The organism is Kitasatospora sp. NPDC057223 (assembly GCF_042669755.1).
Classification (GTDB): Bacteria; Actinomycetota; Actinomycetes; order Streptomycetales; family Streptomycetaceae; genus Kitasatospora.
In genome coordinates this window covers 15054-28546 of sequence record NZ_JBHUWW010000033.1, presented here as the reverse complement: position 1 = coordinate 28546, position 13493 = coordinate 15054, and the positions used below count along the sequence as shown (strand labels likewise).

At 74.0% G+C, this 13493-nt stretch carries 15 protein-coding genes; 7 read left to right on the top strand and 8 right to left on the bottom strand.

Features of this window, described 5'->3' with window-relative positions; genetic code table 11:
* Nucleotides 1-158 precede the first annotated feature (158 nt).
* Entirely contained in the window at nucleotides 159-1337 is a 1179-nt protein-coding gene (locus ACFUK0_RS14925) for a cytochrome P450 (protein WP_380250001.1), read from the bottom strand.
* 123 nt (nucleotides 1338-1460) lie between these two features.
* Nucleotides 1461-3521 (bottom strand): BTAD domain-containing putative transcriptional regulator, encoded by a 2061-nt coding sequence (locus ACFUK0_RS14920; RefSeq protein WP_380249999.1) that lies wholly within the window; start codon nucleotides 3519-3521, stop codon nucleotides 1461-1463.
* Nucleotides 3522-3672: 151 nt separating this feature from the next.
* On the opposite strand from ACFUK0_RS14920, the gene ACFUK0_RS14915 reads away from it, so the two are divergent.
* Nucleotides 3673-4554 carry an alpha/beta hydrolase gene (locus ACFUK0_RS14915; protein ID WP_380249997.1) on the top strand — a complete coding sequence of 294 codons (882 nt, stop codon included), beginning with the start codon at nucleotides 3673-3675 and terminating at the stop codon, nucleotides 4552-4554.
* A 585-nt stretch (nucleotides 4555-5139) separates the two neighbouring features.
* The gene (locus ACFUK0_RS14910; protein WP_380249995.1) at nucleotides 5140-5943 is read left to right on the top strand and encodes an endonuclease I family protein; all 804 of its coding nucleotides are present in this window, start codon (nucleotides 5140-5142) and stop codon (nucleotides 5941-5943) included.
* A gap of 81 nt (nucleotides 5944-6024) precedes the next feature.
* Here the strand turns inward: ACFUK0_RS14910 and ACFUK0_RS14905 are convergent, their stop codons facing one another.
* The gene (locus ACFUK0_RS14905; protein ID WP_380249993.1) at nucleotides 6025-6408 is read right to left on the bottom strand and encodes a PPOX class F420-dependent oxidoreductase; all 384 of its coding nucleotides are present in this window, start codon (nucleotides 6406-6408) and stop codon (nucleotides 6025-6027) included.
* A gap of 218 nt (nucleotides 6409-6626) precedes the next feature.
* Here ACFUK0_RS14905 and ACFUK0_RS14900 point away from each other — a divergent pair, with 218 nt between their 5' ends.
* The 3 genes from ACFUK0_RS14900 to ddaH all read left to right on the top strand — a co-directional run bounded on the left by ACFUK0_RS14900 (nucleotide 6627) and on the right by ddaH (nucleotide 8838).
* Nucleotides 6627-6770 (top strand): hypothetical protein, encoded by a 144-nt coding sequence (locus tag ACFUK0_RS14900; RefSeq protein ID WP_380249991.1) that lies wholly within the window; start codon nucleotides 6627-6629, stop codon nucleotides 6768-6770.
* A gap of 126 nt (nucleotides 6771-6896) precedes the next feature.
* On the top strand, nucleotides 6897-7256 hold the full coding sequence (locus ACFUK0_RS14895) for a hypothetical protein (protein ID WP_380249989.1): 360 nt from the start codon (nucleotides 6897-6899) through the stop codon (nucleotides 7254-7256).
* A 742-nt stretch (nucleotides 7257-7998) separates the two neighbouring features.
* A complete protein-coding gene (ddaH, locus tag ACFUK0_RS14890; RefSeq protein WP_380249987.1) occupies nucleotides 7999-8838 on the top strand; it encodes a dimethylargininase in 840 nt (279 codons plus the stop codon).
* A gap of 100 nt (nucleotides 8839-8938) precedes the next feature.
* Here the strand turns inward: ddaH and ACFUK0_RS14885 are convergent, their stop codons facing one another.
* From ACFUK0_RS14885 to ACFUK0_RS14865, 5 genes are all read right to left on the bottom strand, one after another.
* Nucleotides 8939-9169 carry a CDGSH iron-sulfur domain-containing protein gene (locus ACFUK0_RS14885; protein ID WP_380249985.1) on the bottom strand — a complete coding sequence of 77 codons (231 nt, stop codon included), beginning with the start codon at nucleotides 9167-9169 and terminating at the stop codon, nucleotides 8939-8941.
* A 25-nt stretch (nucleotides 9170-9194) separates the two neighbouring features.
* Complete coding sequence (locus ACFUK0_RS14880; RefSeq protein ID WP_380249983.1) at nucleotides 9195-9848, bottom strand: HemK2/MTQ2 family protein methyltransferase; 654 nt, start codon at nucleotides 9846-9848, stop codon at nucleotides 9195-9197.
* 186 nt (nucleotides 9849-10034) lie between these two features.
* Nucleotides 10035-10505, bottom strand: coding sequence for an MSMEG_6728 family protein (locus ACFUK0_RS14875; RefSeq protein WP_380249981.1), 471 nt, complete (start codon nucleotides 10503-10505; stop codon nucleotides 10035-10037).
* Nucleotides 10506-10565: 60 nt separating this feature from the next.
* Nucleotides 10566-11048 (bottom strand): flavin reductase family protein, encoded by a 483-nt coding sequence (locus ACFUK0_RS14870; protein ID WP_380249979.1) that lies wholly within the window; start codon nucleotides 11046-11048, stop codon nucleotides 10566-10568.
* 285 nt (nucleotides 11049-11333) lie between these two features.
* The gene (locus ACFUK0_RS14865) at nucleotides 11334-11825 is read right to left on the bottom strand and encodes an FBP domain-containing protein (RefSeq protein ID WP_380249977.1); all 492 of its coding nucleotides are present in this window, start codon (nucleotides 11823-11825) and stop codon (nucleotides 11334-11336) included.
* A gap of 70 nt (nucleotides 11826-11895) precedes the next feature.
* Between ACFUK0_RS14865 and ACFUK0_RS14860 the strand changes: the two genes are divergently transcribed.
* A complete protein-coding gene (locus ACFUK0_RS14860; protein ID WP_380249975.1) occupies nucleotides 11896-12465 on the top strand; it encodes a TetR/AcrR family transcriptional regulator in 570 nt (189 codons plus the stop codon).
* A 288-nt stretch (nucleotides 12466-12753) separates the two neighbouring features.
* The gene (locus tag ACFUK0_RS14855) at nucleotides 12754-13290 is read left to right on the top strand and encodes a hypothetical protein (protein WP_380249973.1); all 537 of its coding nucleotides are present in this window, start codon (nucleotides 12754-12756) and stop codon (nucleotides 13288-13290) included.
* Nucleotides 13291-13493 lie beyond the last annotated feature (203 nt).

Here is a 13493-nt window from a genome sequence, read left to right as displayed (position 1 = left end):
AGCCGTCGGCCGCGGTGGGGAATCGATCCCACCGCGGCCGACGCGTTCGGGTACCTGCGCAGCCGCAGTGCCACCCGGACCTTCGCCGTCGGCACCGAACGGCAGCTTCCGAGCGGTCCGTCAGCCGGTCGTTCGCGTCGACTGCCGGGCCGGCCGGCTCACAGGACGACGGGCAGCGAGACGAGCCCCCGGATGAGCCGAGCCTGTCGCCAGGGGAGCTGCTCCGGTGGTACGGCGAGCCGCAGGCCGGGGAAGCGGGTGACAACGGCCCGGACCGCGATCTCGATCTCGGCCCGGGCGAGTGGTGCGCCGAGGCAGCGGTGGATCCCGTGTCCGAAGGCGAGGTGGCCGGTGGCGTCGCGGTCGAGGTCGAGCCGGTCGGGGTCGGGGAAGCGGTCGGGGTCGCGGTTGGCGGCGCCGGGGCTGATCAGGACGGGGGTGTCGGCCGGAACCCCGTGCTCGCCGAGGCCGATGGAGGCGGTCGTCCAGCGGAAGGTGGCGATGCCGACGGGGGAGTCGTACCGCAGCAGTTCGTTCACCGCGAGCGGGATGCGCTCGGGCCGGGCCCGGAGGGCCCGCAGTGCCTCGGGGTGTCGCAGCAGTGCGAGTACGGCGTTGCCGATCGCAGCAGTCGTGGTCTCGTGGCCGGCCACGAACAGGAGGACGGCGAGCGAGACGAGTTCCTCCTCGCTGAGCCGGTCGGAGTGGTCACGGACGGCGATCAGGTCCGCGAGGACGCTCTCGTCCGGCCGGCGGCGCTTGGCTGCGACGAGGCGGCCCATGTAGTCGGCCAGCGCGTGGGAGGCGGTGTCGATCTGTTCGTGACGGCCGGTCGCGAACAGGTCGTCGGACCACCGGCTCACCTCGGCGCGGTCGGCGGCGGGGACGCCGAGCAGTTCGCAGATCACCGTCACGGGGAGCGGGCCGGCGAGGCCCTGGATGACGTCGACCTGCCGGCCGGCGCTCCAGGACGAGAGCAGGTCCTCGGTGACAGTGGCGATGTAGGGGCGCAGGCGGTCGGCGGTGCCGGGTGTGAAGGCCTTGGTCACCAGGCTCCGCAGGCGGGTGTGCTGCGGCGGGTCGGTGGTCAGCATGTTCCGTGCGACGGCCGGATGCAGGTCGCGCGGCGACTGCTTGTCGGCGAAGAACGCCGAGGCGTCCTTCGACAGCCCCGGTGCGGTGAACGCCTGCCGGGCCTGGGCGTAGCCGGTCACCAGGTAGCTGCCGTGTCCGTGGGAGCCCGTCGGAACGGACTGCACGGGGCATTCGGAGCGCAGACGTGCGTAGTCAAGGTACGGGTCCTGGGGACGACGGGGTTTCCCGGCGGAGTCGGTCACGGTCTCAGGCTCCTTCGAATACAGGCAGGTTGGCGGCGGCGACACGCGCGATCCGGCTGTTCGCGTAGGCATCGGGCCGCCCCGGAGCAGCCACTCGGCCGACGTTCATCGGGGCCGGGGGAGTCAGTCGCCGTCGCCGGCCGATCCCCCGGAGGAGGGCGAGTGCAGGCCGAGGGCGGCGTCGGCGGCCAGCAGGTGACGGGTGACCGGGCCGTAGGAGACCAGACCGCTCCCGGCCCCGGCCATCTCGGTTCCGGCGCCGGCGAGTTCGTCGCGGGCGCGGCGCAGGACGGGCAGGTGGCCCACGGCCGCCGCCGCTCGGGCGAGGACGCACCACAGTGCTTCCTGGAGGAGGTCGTGCGGAGGCCGGGGAACCTCGGCGAGTGCCCGGCGGGCCTGTTCCGTGGCGCCGCGGGCGGCCAGCAACAGCGGGTCGAGCCAGGGCCGGTAGGGGCCGGCGTCGAGGTGCGCGAAGTCGTCGGGATCGGGAAGCGCGTCGCCCCGCAATACCGGGATCAGCGCGACGAGGACGGCGGCGCCCCCGGTGAGGCCGGGCATACCGCAGTCGGCGGTCTCCGCGAGCACCTGGGTGTAGCGCGGGCGGGCCGCTGCCCATCCGTCGGTCTCGCAGGTGCGCAGGGCCCGGTACCAGGCGGTGAACACCTTGGCGAGCGGGCGTTCGTTGCGGTGCGCGAGCCGGTCGATCTCCTCGGCCTGGGTGTCCGCCGCCGCGAGGTTGCCGAGCCCGGCGAGGGCCTGGAGGCGGATCAGGCGTCCCAGTACCTCGTGCCCGGGCAGTTGGTGGTCGACGGCCAGCCGGGTCAGTTCGGCGCCGAGGGAGTCCCGGTGGGCGGCCGATCCGCAGCCGGCGAAGGACTGCATGAAGGCGCCGTTGAGGGCGAACGCGAGCAGCGCCGGGTCCTGGAGGCGGCGGGCGAGGCGGACGGCCTCCTCGGCGGCGCGCTCGGCGCGCAGCCGCCAAGGCTCCGCTGCGGAGGCTTCCGCTGCCCGGGGAGGCGGTTCGTCGGCTGCGGCGTCGCCGCGTGATTCGACCGCGACGACCGACAGGAGCCGGGCGCGCAGTGCGGGCGGTCCGTCCGGGCCGAGCCGGGCGGCGGCCCGGGCGGCGGAGCGGGCCAGGCGGCCGGCGTCCCGGGGGTCGTCGGCACGTGTCCACACGGCCGGGACGTCGTAGGAGCCGATGATCCTGGCAGCCAGCTCGGTGTCGCCGGTCGTCTCGGCGGCCGCGACCAAGGCCCGTCGGTGCTCGCGGGCCTCCTGCAGCCCGTCGGCGCCGGTCACCGCGAGGTCGCGCAGTAAGCCGGCCGTGGCGTGCAGCCGGGCCCGGGACCGGGCGGGCACCGAGCGGTTCCAGGCGGCGGCCGTGCGCTCCCAGACGCTGTCCGCCGTCCCGGCCGGCTCGGTCGCGGAGCCGGCCGGTGCGCTGAGGATGCGGGACTCGGTGCGGGTCAGCGCAGCGCCGGACCCGGGTCCGAACAGGGCGGTGACGATCTGGCGGGCCTGTCGCAGGGTCTCCAGTGCCTCGCCCCGGCGGCCGGACCGGTCCAGCGCGGTCGCCAGCAGCACCCAGCCGTGCTCGCGCCCCGGGTGCGCGGCGAGGTGGGCCTGCAGACCGGCGACCGCGTCCCGGGCGGCGCCGGACGCCAGCAGGGCATCGGCGCGCCGCTCGACCGCGTCTAGGTGCAGCGCCTCCAGCCGGGCCCGGTCGGCGGCGGCCCATGCGGCGTGGGGGAAGTCGGCCAGGACCGGGCCGCGCCACAGGGCGAGCGCCCCGTCCCACAGGGCGACCGCCGCGTGCGGGGGCGCCTCGGCGGCCCGCGCCGCGCCGTCCTCGAACCGCCAGGCGTCGACCGTGTCGCGTCCGGCGTGCAGGACGTAGCCGGGGCCGTCGGTGACCAGCAGCCGGGACGGCTGCCGGGAGGGGCGTCCGGGTTCCAGGGTGCGGCGCAGCGCCGCGACGAAGGTGCGGACCGCGCCGACCGCCCCGGCCGGGGGTCCGTCCTCCCAGAGGTCGGCCACGAGCCGGTTGACCGGGACGACCCGGTTCCGCGCGACCAGCAGCCGGCCGAGCACCTCCCGGTGGCGGGGGGCGCCGAGCGGGAGGGCCGCGCCGTCGGGATCCCAGGCGGCGACCGGCCCCAGCAGTCCGAACTGCAAGCCCACCGCTCCGTCCCTTCGTGGGCGGCGCTCCCGGGGGCGCCGCGTGTCCACTCATCGATCGCTGATCCGGGACCTCCAACCTGGGTGACGTCCCCGGAGGCTCCGGACCGGCAGGTCCGGGACGTCCACTCTGCCACGAGCCACAGGAGTCGCTGTGACACACCCGAGCATCCCCGGATTCACCGAGCACCGCGTGTCGGTCGAGGACGGTGTGACGCTGAACGCCGCCGTCGGCGGCACCGGCAGCCCGGTCGTGCTGCTGCACGGCTTTCCCCAGACCCATCTGATGTGGCGGCACGTCGCCGCCGACCTCGCCGCCGACCACACCGTCATCTGTCCCGACCTGCGCGGCTACGGCGCCAGCGACAAGCCCGCCGAGAGCGGTCCGGACGTCTACTCCAAGCGGACCATGGCCCGGGACGTCGTCCGCCTCGCCGCCGCGCTGGGACACGATCGCTTCGTCCTGGCCGGTCACGACCGCGGCGCCCTGGTCGCCTTCCGCGCGGCGATGGACCACCCGGAGGCGGTGTCCCACGCGCTGTTCCTCGACGTCCTGCCGACCCTCGACATGTGGGACGCCCTGCACGGCGTGTCCGGCGCGGTCGGCTTCCACCTCTACCTGATGGCGCAGCCGCCGGGCCTGGCGGAGCAGATGATCCATGCGTCCGCCGATGCCTTCTTCGCCCATTTCCTCGATGCGTGGACCAACGCGCCGGAGGCGATTCCCGCCGACGTCCGCGCCCACTACCTCGCGGCGTCCGCGGCGGCGGTGCCGTCCATCGTCGCCGACTACCGCGCCTCCGCCGGTGCGGACGTGGACCACGACACCGTCGACCGGGAGGCCGGCAACCGGCTGGCCATGCCGGTCACCGTCCTCCAGCAGGACTGGGGCGCGGCCCTCGGCTACCACGCCGAGGGCCTGTGGAGCGCCTGGGCCGACGACCTCCGGCACCGCACGGTCTCCTGCGGCCACTTCATGGCCGAGGAGGACCCCGGGCTGATCGCCGGCGAGATCCGGGCCGTCGCCGCCCGCTGACATCCACCGTGCCTGCGCGCTCCCGCTCCTCCTCCCCACGGGGGGAGCGGGAGGCCCCGCCGGCACCACCGCCATCGTCGGGCCGCCGACGGTGACGGGTGGTGGCGGGCGCCCGGCGGTGAGTTGCTTCTGTCCGGCGTGGCCGACCCGCGTGGCCGCCGGTGAGTCGAAGGAGGTCCGGTTCCCCCGCGTTGCTGCCTCCGCTTGCTGCGGTGCAGGTGACCATGCGCAGGTCCGCGCCGGGGACGTGGATGTCCGTTGCCGGGCGTCGGCCGTCACCTCAACCGGCGAGCCGTCATCGTGGACCGGGTGTGGGACGGCCCGCCTCGACACCGCGGCGTGTCGTTGGCGCCAATCCCGTGCATTGCTATGCCAGTTGGAGATCTTTCGGATGCCACGCCAGGGTGGTCGTCGAAGGCGCGCGGTGTATGCGAGAACGTCACAGAACGGCCTTCTCCTGGTTACACGGCAGGAGCTCACGACGTGTCATGCTCGCGCTTACCACCTAGTCAACACGCGTAGATCGCGGCGCCCTTGAGCAACCCGCCACCGTCCTGCGCGTGCCGTCCCGGGAAAGGCATCCCCATGCCCGTTGCGCAGATACGCAGATGGAAGGCGTTGGCGGCGACCGTCTCCGCCGTTCTCCTCAGCCTCACCCTCCCGACGGTCGCCGCGACCCCCGCGAGCGCTACGACCACGGCGTACGACAGCACCTACTACAAGAACGCGATCGGCAAGAGCGGCACGAGCCTGAAGGCCGCGTTGCACACGATCATCAGCACCCAGACGAAGATCTCGTACGACGCGGTCTGGAACGCCCTGAAGGCGACCGACCAGGACCCGAACAACACCGCCAACGTGATCCTGCTCTACAGCGGGGTCTCGCGCAGCAAGACCCTCAACGGCGGCGACGTCGGCGACTGGAACCGCGAGCACGTGTGGGCCCAGTCCCACGGCAACTTCGGCACCTCGGCCGGCCCCGGCACCGACCTGCACCACCTCCGCGCCGCGGACGTCCAGGTCAACAGCACCCGCGGCAACAAGGACTTCGACAAGGGCGGCACCGCCGTGAGCGGCGCACCGGGCAGCTACACGGACTCCGACTCCTTCGAACCGCGCGACGCGGACAAGGGCGACGTCGCCCGCATGATCCTCTACATGGCCGTCCGCTACGAGGGCGGCGACGGCTGGGCCGACCTGGAGCCCAACGAGACGGTTCCCAACGGCAGCGTCCCCTTCCTGGGCCGCCTCTCCGTCCTGAAGCAGTGGAACGTGCAGGACCCGCCGAGCGCCTTCGAGGAGCGACGCAACCAGCTCATCTACGACACCTACCAGAAGAACCGCAACCCGTTCATCGACCACCCCGAGTGGATCGAAGCGATCTGGTAGACCGCACCACGGCACGGGCCGGGCTCCCCTCCGCGGACGGGAGCCCGGCCCCCTGCCTGCCCCGCCCCGTACTGCTGGTCGTCAGCCGGCCGGCGTGACCAGCCCCCAGCTGATGATGCGGTAGGGGCGGATCCTGATCAGTTCCTCGCTGAGGTAGCCGCCCAGTCCGTGCGGTCCGACCACCTGCTCGGCCTCACCCCGGATCTCCACACCGCGCACGGTCCACGGGTTCACGCTCGCGAGATCGTCGACCACCAGGGAGACGAAGGGGTTCGCGCCCACGTTCCGCCACTTCCTGGTCCCGCCCATGGCCCGGCCGCCGATGTCGATCGTGCCGTCCTCGCGCACGAAGTACCCGACCGGGTTGACCTGCGGCCTCCCCTTCGCGTCCACGGTCGCCAGACGGCCGAGTCGCTGGGTCCGCAGATAGGCCAGTTCGCTGGTACTGAGGGAAGGCGATGTCATTCCCCCACCCTCACACGGCGCCGCCGCACCCGCATCGGACCGCAGACCTAGGCCTGGCCGGGCCGCGTCCCATCGTGCTCCCCCCAGCCGTTCGCAGGTCACCGGCACCGTCCGCCGAGGCGCGCTCGGCCCCGTCGCGCGACCGGCCGGGCCGTGGCGGACGACCGGCGCGCGCCCCGGCCTGACCATCCGGCGGACGGACCGTCAGACTGTAGGCCATGAGCCATTCCACGACGGTGCCGCGCGCCCCCACGACACCCCGGCCGCCCGACGGCCGGCCCGGCGAGGCCGCGACCACCGCCAGGCGTACGGCCCACGTGCGGACGAGCCCGCGCCCGTGCGGTGTGCTCGTGGCGCGCTGACCTCCACCGCCGGGGCCGGTACCTCAACCGCCCGGCCCCGCCATCCGCCGGGTGCCCTCCCGGCAACCACCTCGCGCCATCCCGCGCCAGCCCAGCCAGCCCGACCAGCCCGACCAGGAGACGCTGATGACCCTGCCGACGCCCGCCGACACCTGCCCCCTGCACGGCGTTCCCGACAACTGCGGCGAAGCCGTCGCCCTCTACCTGGCCAAGGCGGCCGAGCAGCGCCCGGCCGAGCAGCCGCGGACCGTCATCATCCAGCAGGCTTCCTCCGTACCGGCTTTCGCCCGGCCGGCGGACCCGCGGGTGGAGGAGGCCAGGGCCGCCAACCAGGCGTCGCTGCGCAACGCCGCCTGGGTGGTCGGGGGAATCCTCGCGCTGATCGTCGCACTGACCGCCGTCAAGCTCCTCGGCTGGATCAACCTGAGCGTCCCGACCGGCAACCAGCCGCAGCCCGCCGTCACCGTGACCGTCACGCCGCAGTGACCGGGCAGCGGCGCCGCCCGGGACATGGGGTAGCTGCCCGTGCGTCCACTGCCTGCCCTGTCGATCGGGCGCCGGCCGTCGTCCTGGGAGGGGCTGCGTCCAGCGGGGGACAGCTCGCACCGTCGCGGGATGCGGCTCGCCGACGAGTGGCTTGCCGAGTCTGACGTCGGCAGCCCGAGCTGCGTTGCGCAGGGTGCCCGGGGGAGGCGCCCGTCGTGGACAGCCGGAGCGGAGGACACCCGGGAGTTCCATGATCTGCTGCGGCTGATCGACGAGCGGGCCACCGCCTTCCGTGCCTCGGTCGCCGCTCCGCCCGGTCCCGAGGTGCTGGTGCCGACCTGCCCCGAGTGGACGCCGTCCGATCTGGTGAAGCACCTGGGTGGGGGGCGCCGCACCTGGGCCGCCGCCGTTGCCGCCGGGCCCGCCACCGCGAAGTCCGCACCGGCGGGCACCTCGGTCGCGCCCCTGCTGTCGACTTCCACGCCGTCGAGGGCCGCCCCTGGTGCCTCTCGCTCGACGCCGAGGGCGCGGGCTGCCCGCCTGCCGGTGCCCGGTTCGTTGTCCGCCGGCGCTGTCGCGGCCGACGCGGCCGGTGTGGCCCGACCGGCCCGACCGGCCCGATCGGGCGAGCGGTGGGCGGCCCGTCGTGCCGCATGCCGTGCGGGCGGTCACTGTTGGGATACCAGGCGCACGTCTGGCGGCTCTGCGCGTACGGGCCGGGAGGCGGAAGGCGGACCCGATCATGACCGGCAGCGCACGAGAGGCATCCGCGCGCCACTTCCTGATGTGCCCGCCTTCCTACTTCGCGGTGGAGTACTCGATCAATCCGTGGATGGACCCGCACCGGCCCGTCGACCGAGCCCTGGCCGAGGTCCAGTGGGAGGCGCTGCGCCGCACCCTGACAGGGCTCGGCCACCGCGTCGATCTCGTCGAGCCCGTCCCCGGCCTGCCCGACATGGTGTTCGCCGCCAACGGGGCCACGGTCATCGGGGACAGCGCTCTCATCGCCACCTTCCGCCACTCCCAGCGGGCACCCGAGTCGGCCGCCTACGAGAAGTGGTTCCGGGATCGCGGCTTCACGCGGGTCCGCTGCGCGGAACACGTGAACGAGGGCCAGGGCGACCACCTGGCCGTGGCCGGACTCGTGCTGGCGGGCACCGGACCCCGCACGCAGCCCGCCGGTGTGCCGGAGACCGAGAGCTGCCTCGGCCGTCCCGTGGTCGCGCTGGAGCTGGTCGACCCGCGCTTCTACCACCTCGACACCGCCCTCGCCGTCCTGGACGACGAGCAGGTCATGTACTGGCCGGGTGCGTTCTCCGCCCGCAGCAGGCACCGCCTGGCGACGCTGTTCCCCGGTGCCGTCCGGGTGCTGGAGAGCGATGCCCTCCACCTCGGCCTGAACGCCGTCAGCGACGGCCGGCACGTCCTGCTGCCGGCGGCGGCCACGGCACTGGCGCGGCGACTGGCGGCCATGGGGTTCGAGCCCGTGGGCGTGGACGTGTCGGAGCTGGCCAAGGCCGGTGGCGGCCCGAAGTGCTGCGTCCTCGAACTGCTCCCGGGCGTCTCGTCACCGCTCGGTTGACGGGTCCTGCGGATGGATGGGCGGCCCCGGCCACCGTCGCGGGTTCACCGGCCGCGCGCGGCGACGGCACGACGGGCGCCCCGTTCCCGTCGCGGCGGGCTCAGTGGTCGGCGTCCGTCGCGTCCTCGCCGTCGCCCTGCGCGGCCTGCGCGGCCTGCTCGGCCGGCGGCACCGAGCGGCGGCGGTGGCTGGTGTCGCAGAACGGATAGCGCTTGCTGCGCCTGCACATGCACAGTGCGACGACCGGGCGTTCGCTCAGCCGGACGCTGCCGTCCGCGAGGACGATCTCGACGGGCCCCTCCACGAGCAGGGGGCCGCTGTGCTCGGGCATCGTCAGGCGCGTGGCGGGCTTCGCGTCAGGCCGGCCGGACACCGCGGATCACCGCCAGTTCCTCGTGCCGCACGCCCGGGGCGACCAGCCCCTGTTGCTCGAACCAGTCGGCCCGTGCCGACATCACCGGACCGAAGGGGAGCCGCTGCCGGGCGACCACCTCGGTCCGCAGCCCGGCCCGGGCCAGGGCCCGGCAGCTCGCCCCGACCCCGGACAGCGAGGACTGCACCAGCAGCAGCACGCCGCCGGGCGCCAGCACCTGCGGGGCGTCGAGGCAGATGCGGTCGAGGAGGGCGCGGCCGTCCGGTCCGGCGTCCCAGGCCCGGGCCGGGCCGTGGGTCGGAAGGGTGTCGGCGGCCGCCGGCACGTACGGGGGATTGGAGGCGACCAGGTCGAACCGGCGCCCGCGGACGGGCTCCAGCAGGTCCCCGCGCCGAACGTGGATGTGCCGTCTGTTCAGCGCGCCGTTCAACCACGCCGTCGCCAGGGCGCGCCGCGAGACGTCGATCGCGGTGACGCGGGCGCCCGTCCCGGCGGCGGCGAGGGCGACCGCACCCGTCCCGGTGCCGATGTCCAGCACTTCGTCCCCCTCGTGGAGGCGCTCGCGGAGCAGGCTCGAAATCAGCAGATCGGTGTCTTCCTGTGCCCGGTAGACACCAGGAGGTTTCATCAGCCACATACGGTGCGTCTGCCCGCCCCGGCCCTGCCGACACGTCCGCACCGCGGGTTCAGGAGGCGGCTCGCCACCCCGGACGCGCCCGGGCGGCGGGGCGCCGTCCGGGCGCGGGCCGCAGCACCCGTCGCGCACGCGGGGGCCGGGGATGACGGCCTGGAGCGGGGCGGCGCGGTGGCCCGGTGCGGTGGGTCAGATCCGTGCCGCGCGGTCCGAGGCGGGCCAGACGTAGGGCAGGTCGTCCGGTACGTCCGGGAAGCGGGGCCGGTAGAAGTCCGGGTCCTTGCGGACGAGCGAGGACCGGTGGCTGCGGTGGAACCCGGCCGCGCCCAGCCACGGGGGCAGCTCCGCCGCGAGGGCCAGCTCCGCCTGGGTGCGCGGTGGCCTGTGGCTGTGGGGCGGCAGGCCGTCCGTGAGCTGGACCGCGCAGGTGTCCGGGTGGCCCTCGGCGGTCCAGACCCGGCAGATCTCCAGGCCGTATCGCACGAGCGCCTCCTCGTACCCCGTCCACATCCGTACGGCCGGGTGGTGGCGCCAGCCGTACCCGGGCACGGTGAGGCCGCGCAGCACCTGGAGGGCCTCCACCCGCTGCTTGCCGAGCCGTTTCGGGTCGAGCGCCGCAGCAGAGGCCGCGAAGTCGGGACAGGGCAGGAACGTCTGCACCCTCTCATCCTGGCGGGCCCGCCCGCGCCGCGCGCGGGGAGCATCCGCGTCCCTTCCCCGTCATGCGGGGTGGCCGGCGTCGATGTCCTTGACGTCGTCCAGGGTCAGGGAGGCCGCGTGTGCGGGTGCGTCGGTGCCGACCGGTTCGAGGAGGAAGCCGACGTGGTCGCCCCAGTCGGCCCGGTCGAGCACCCGGCCGACGAACCAGGCCTGGGCATCCGTCAGGACGGGCACCCCGGACGGGCCGGGTGTCCAGGCGACGGACGCGAACTTGTCGGTGCTGTCGCCGCTCCGTCCTCCGAAGAGTTCGGCCAGGTCGTGCCGGTGCCGGGGCAGGAGGTGGACGGCGAGGGTGTCGCAGCGTGACGCGACGCCGTAGGTGTGGTTCGCCTTGGAGATCCACACGACGAAGCGGGGCGGCTCGATGGAGCACTGCCCGGCGAAGCCGACCAGACACCCGGCGAGTTCCGGGCCGGCGGCCGCGGTGACCACATGGACCGGGGGGTCCAGCAGGGCCGTGAAAGCGTCGAATGCACTTTCCATCGGTTCCTCCAGGGGCGTGCGGGCGGCTCGCGCCCGCGTGCTGCCACTCCTCCGGAGCGCGTCCCATCGGTCCGCGCCGCCGGGAGAACCGCGCGCCGGGTCGGCGGCGTGGCCGCTCATCCGCGTCGGGTACTGATCGGCTGCCCGGGCACAGACACGTCAAACCGGCCGGTACCGCCACGGGTGCGCGAGGTGACACCGGGCGGCGCGGTGCCCGGGTGGGATGACCGGGGCATCCCGGGAGGAGGAACCACCGTACGGCGCGGTGCGCAGTGCGGGTCGTCGTCAGCCGGTGACCTTGGCGATGAACGCGGCGAGGTTCGCCGTGGTCCGCTGGATCTTCTCCGCCGTGGTGAGGGACTCGTGGAGCCTTCCGCCGGCTCCGGCGTCCTTCCTGCCGCGCAGGTAGAGCGAGCAGGCCAGGTCGCTGCAGATGTAGGCGCCCACCGAGTTGCCCTGCCGCCCTGCCGGCCCGGCCTTCGGCGCGACCATGAGCGACACCCCTCCGGTGTGCGTGGTCACGCACAGCGAGCACATGCTGCGCCGCATCTGCCAGGAGCCGGGGCCCGGGCAGCGGAGCGTGAGGCCGAGGGGGCGGCCGTCCTGTTCGGTGACGAGGTAGGCGCGGTCCGGGGCCTGGGGGTCCCGCCAGCCGAGGAAGTCGAGATCGCCCCAGGGCCGGTCGGACAGGTCACGGGGGAGGGAGAGGCGCTTCGCCTCGCCCTTGGTGCAGTTCACGAAGGCGGTCCGGATGTCCTGCTCGGTCAGCGGTTTCATGCAGGCAGGCTAATTTGCCTAAAGGCTTTAGGCAAATAGATACTGCCTACAGGCAAACGGGAGGAACGCTATGGTGCGCGCAGGGCTGACCGCGGAACGGCTGACCCGGGCGGCGGCGGAGCTGGCCGACGAACTGGGCTTCGACCAGGTGACCGTGTCGGAGCTCGCCAGGCGCTTCGACGTCAAGGTGGCGAGCCTGTACTCGCACCTGAAGAACTCCCAGGACCTCAGGACCCGGATCGCCCTGTTCGCCCTGGAGGAACTGGCCGACCGGGTCTCCGCCGCAGTGGCCGGGCGGGCCGGCAAGGACGCCCTGGCCGCCTTCGCGGACGCCTACCGCGACTACGCCCGGGAGCACCCCGGCCGCTACGCCGCCACGCGGTTCCCGCTCGACCCGCAGACGGCGGCCGCCAGCGCCGGGGTGCGGCACGCGCAGATGACCCGCGCGATCCTGCGCGGCTACGACCTCGACGAGCCGGACCAGACGCACGCCGTCCGCATGCTGGGCAGCGTCTTCCACGGCTACGTCAGCCTGGAGACCGGCGGCAGCTTCAGCCACACCGCCGTCGACCCGCAGGAGTCCTGGTCCTGGGTCATCGACTCCCTCGACCTGATGCTGCGGACGCGCACACCGGGCTGACCCCGGCCGCACCGGCGCCGGCCGGCCACCGGGTACCTTCCGCCGGCTACCGGCTACCGGCCACCGGTGATCGGGTCGGACACCGCGAACGGCTCTGCCAGGTGCTCCGCCGCGGCTGGGCCGGGTGGGTGGGGTCGGGGGCGTACCGGTGTGGCTGCCGGACGTGGTGGCGGGTGTCGGCGGGACGCTGGTGCTTCGGAGGTGGCCGGGAGAGCGGGAGAGCGTGTGATCGGGCGCGGTCGTCGAGATGTTCCCGGCCCTGGACCCGGGCCCGTGGGCGCGGCGCGGATGGCCGGCGATCCCGGTGTGCTGGGGACGGCGCTGGCCGTGGTGCTGGCGTTCGCGCTCGCGCAGGGCTCGTGGCAGTGGTTCTCCACCTATCTCGGTGTGACGCTTCTCGCCGTCGTCCTGTCCTTCGGGCGGGTGCCGATCCCGGTACCGGGCCGGCGGGCTGCCTATGCGTGGAGTCTGCTGGCGTACTCGCTGGTCGTCGGCCTGTGCGTGGCCCTGGCGGTGGCTCCCGCCCTGCAGCGCTGGGACTGGCTGTTCCCTGCGCCGGGCGCGCGGCAGGCGTGCGTGCAGTCCGGTCGGTACGAGAGTCTGCTGACGGAGGCCGCGCTGGGGGAGCTGGCCGGTCGTGACGGTGCCGCGTTGGCCTACGCGCAGCACGAGCAGAGCCGCCAGGCCGTCGCCGACTGCCTGGCGTCGACGACGACCAGTTGGCTGCCGGTGTACGCGTTGGGGGTGGCTCTGCTGGTGGGCGCGGGCTCCTGGGCGTGGGCCCGGGCCGGGCGGCGTTCGCAGGCGGAGCCGATGACGCCGTAGGGTGCTTTCCGTCGGCCGGCCTGGTGGATCCGGAGCGTCCAGGGCCCGCCGATGCGGGCCTTCGGCCGTCGCCGTGCAGCCGCGCCCACTGGACGCGGCCCGGCAGGAGCGATGATCCGGGAAAAGAGGAGCACCCACTCCTTTCCACTCCCAACTTATAGCGCAGCGGGGGGCTTGCGGCAAGGCCCCCGCCATACCGCAGA

Excerpts from the sequence above, each read along its gene's own strand:
- ACFUK0_RS14865 (WP_380249977.1), bottom strand. The coding sequence starts at position 11,825 with ATGAAACCGCTGACCGAGCAGGACATCCGGACCGCCTTCGTGAACTGC.
- ACFUK0_RS14905 (WP_380249993.1), bottom strand. The coding sequence starts at position 6,408 with ATGACATCGCCTTCCCTCAGTACCAGCGAACTGGCCTATCTGCGGACC.
- ACFUK0_RS14860 (WP_380249975.1), top strand. The coding sequence starts at position 11,896 with ATGGTGCGCGCAGGGCTGACCGCGGAACGGCTGACCCGGGCGGCGGCG.
- ddaH (WP_380249987.1), top strand. The coding sequence starts at position 7,999 with ATGACCGGCAGCGCACGAGAGGCATCCGCGCGCCACTTCCTGATGTGC.
- ACFUK0_RS14885 (WP_380249985.1), bottom strand. The coding sequence starts at position 9,169 with ATGCCCGAGCACAGCGGCCCCCTGCTCGTGGAGGGGCCCGTCGAGATC.
- ACFUK0_RS14900 (WP_380249991.1), top strand. The coding sequence starts at position 6,627 with ATGAGCCATTCCACGACGGTGCCGCGCGCCCCCACGACACCCCGGCCG.
- ACFUK0_RS14895 (WP_380249989.1), top strand. The coding sequence starts at position 6,897 with ATGACCCTGCCGACGCCCGCCGACACCTGCCCCCTGCACGGCGTTCCC.
- ACFUK0_RS14880 (WP_380249983.1), bottom strand. The coding sequence starts at position 9,848 with ATGTGGCTGATGAAACCTCCTGGTGTCTACCGGGCACAGGAAGACACC.
- ACFUK0_RS14855 (WP_380249973.1), top strand. The coding sequence starts at position 12,754 with ATGGCCGGCGATCCCGGTGTGCTGGGGACGGCGCTGGCCGTGGTGCTG.
- ACFUK0_RS14910 (WP_380249995.1), top strand. The coding sequence starts at position 5,140 with ATGCCCGTTGCGCAGATACGCAGATGGAAGGCGTTGGCGGCGACCGTC.
- ACFUK0_RS14870 (WP_380249979.1), bottom strand. The coding sequence starts at position 11,048 with ATGGAAAGTGCATTCGACGCTTTCACGGCCCTGCTGGACCCCCCGGTC.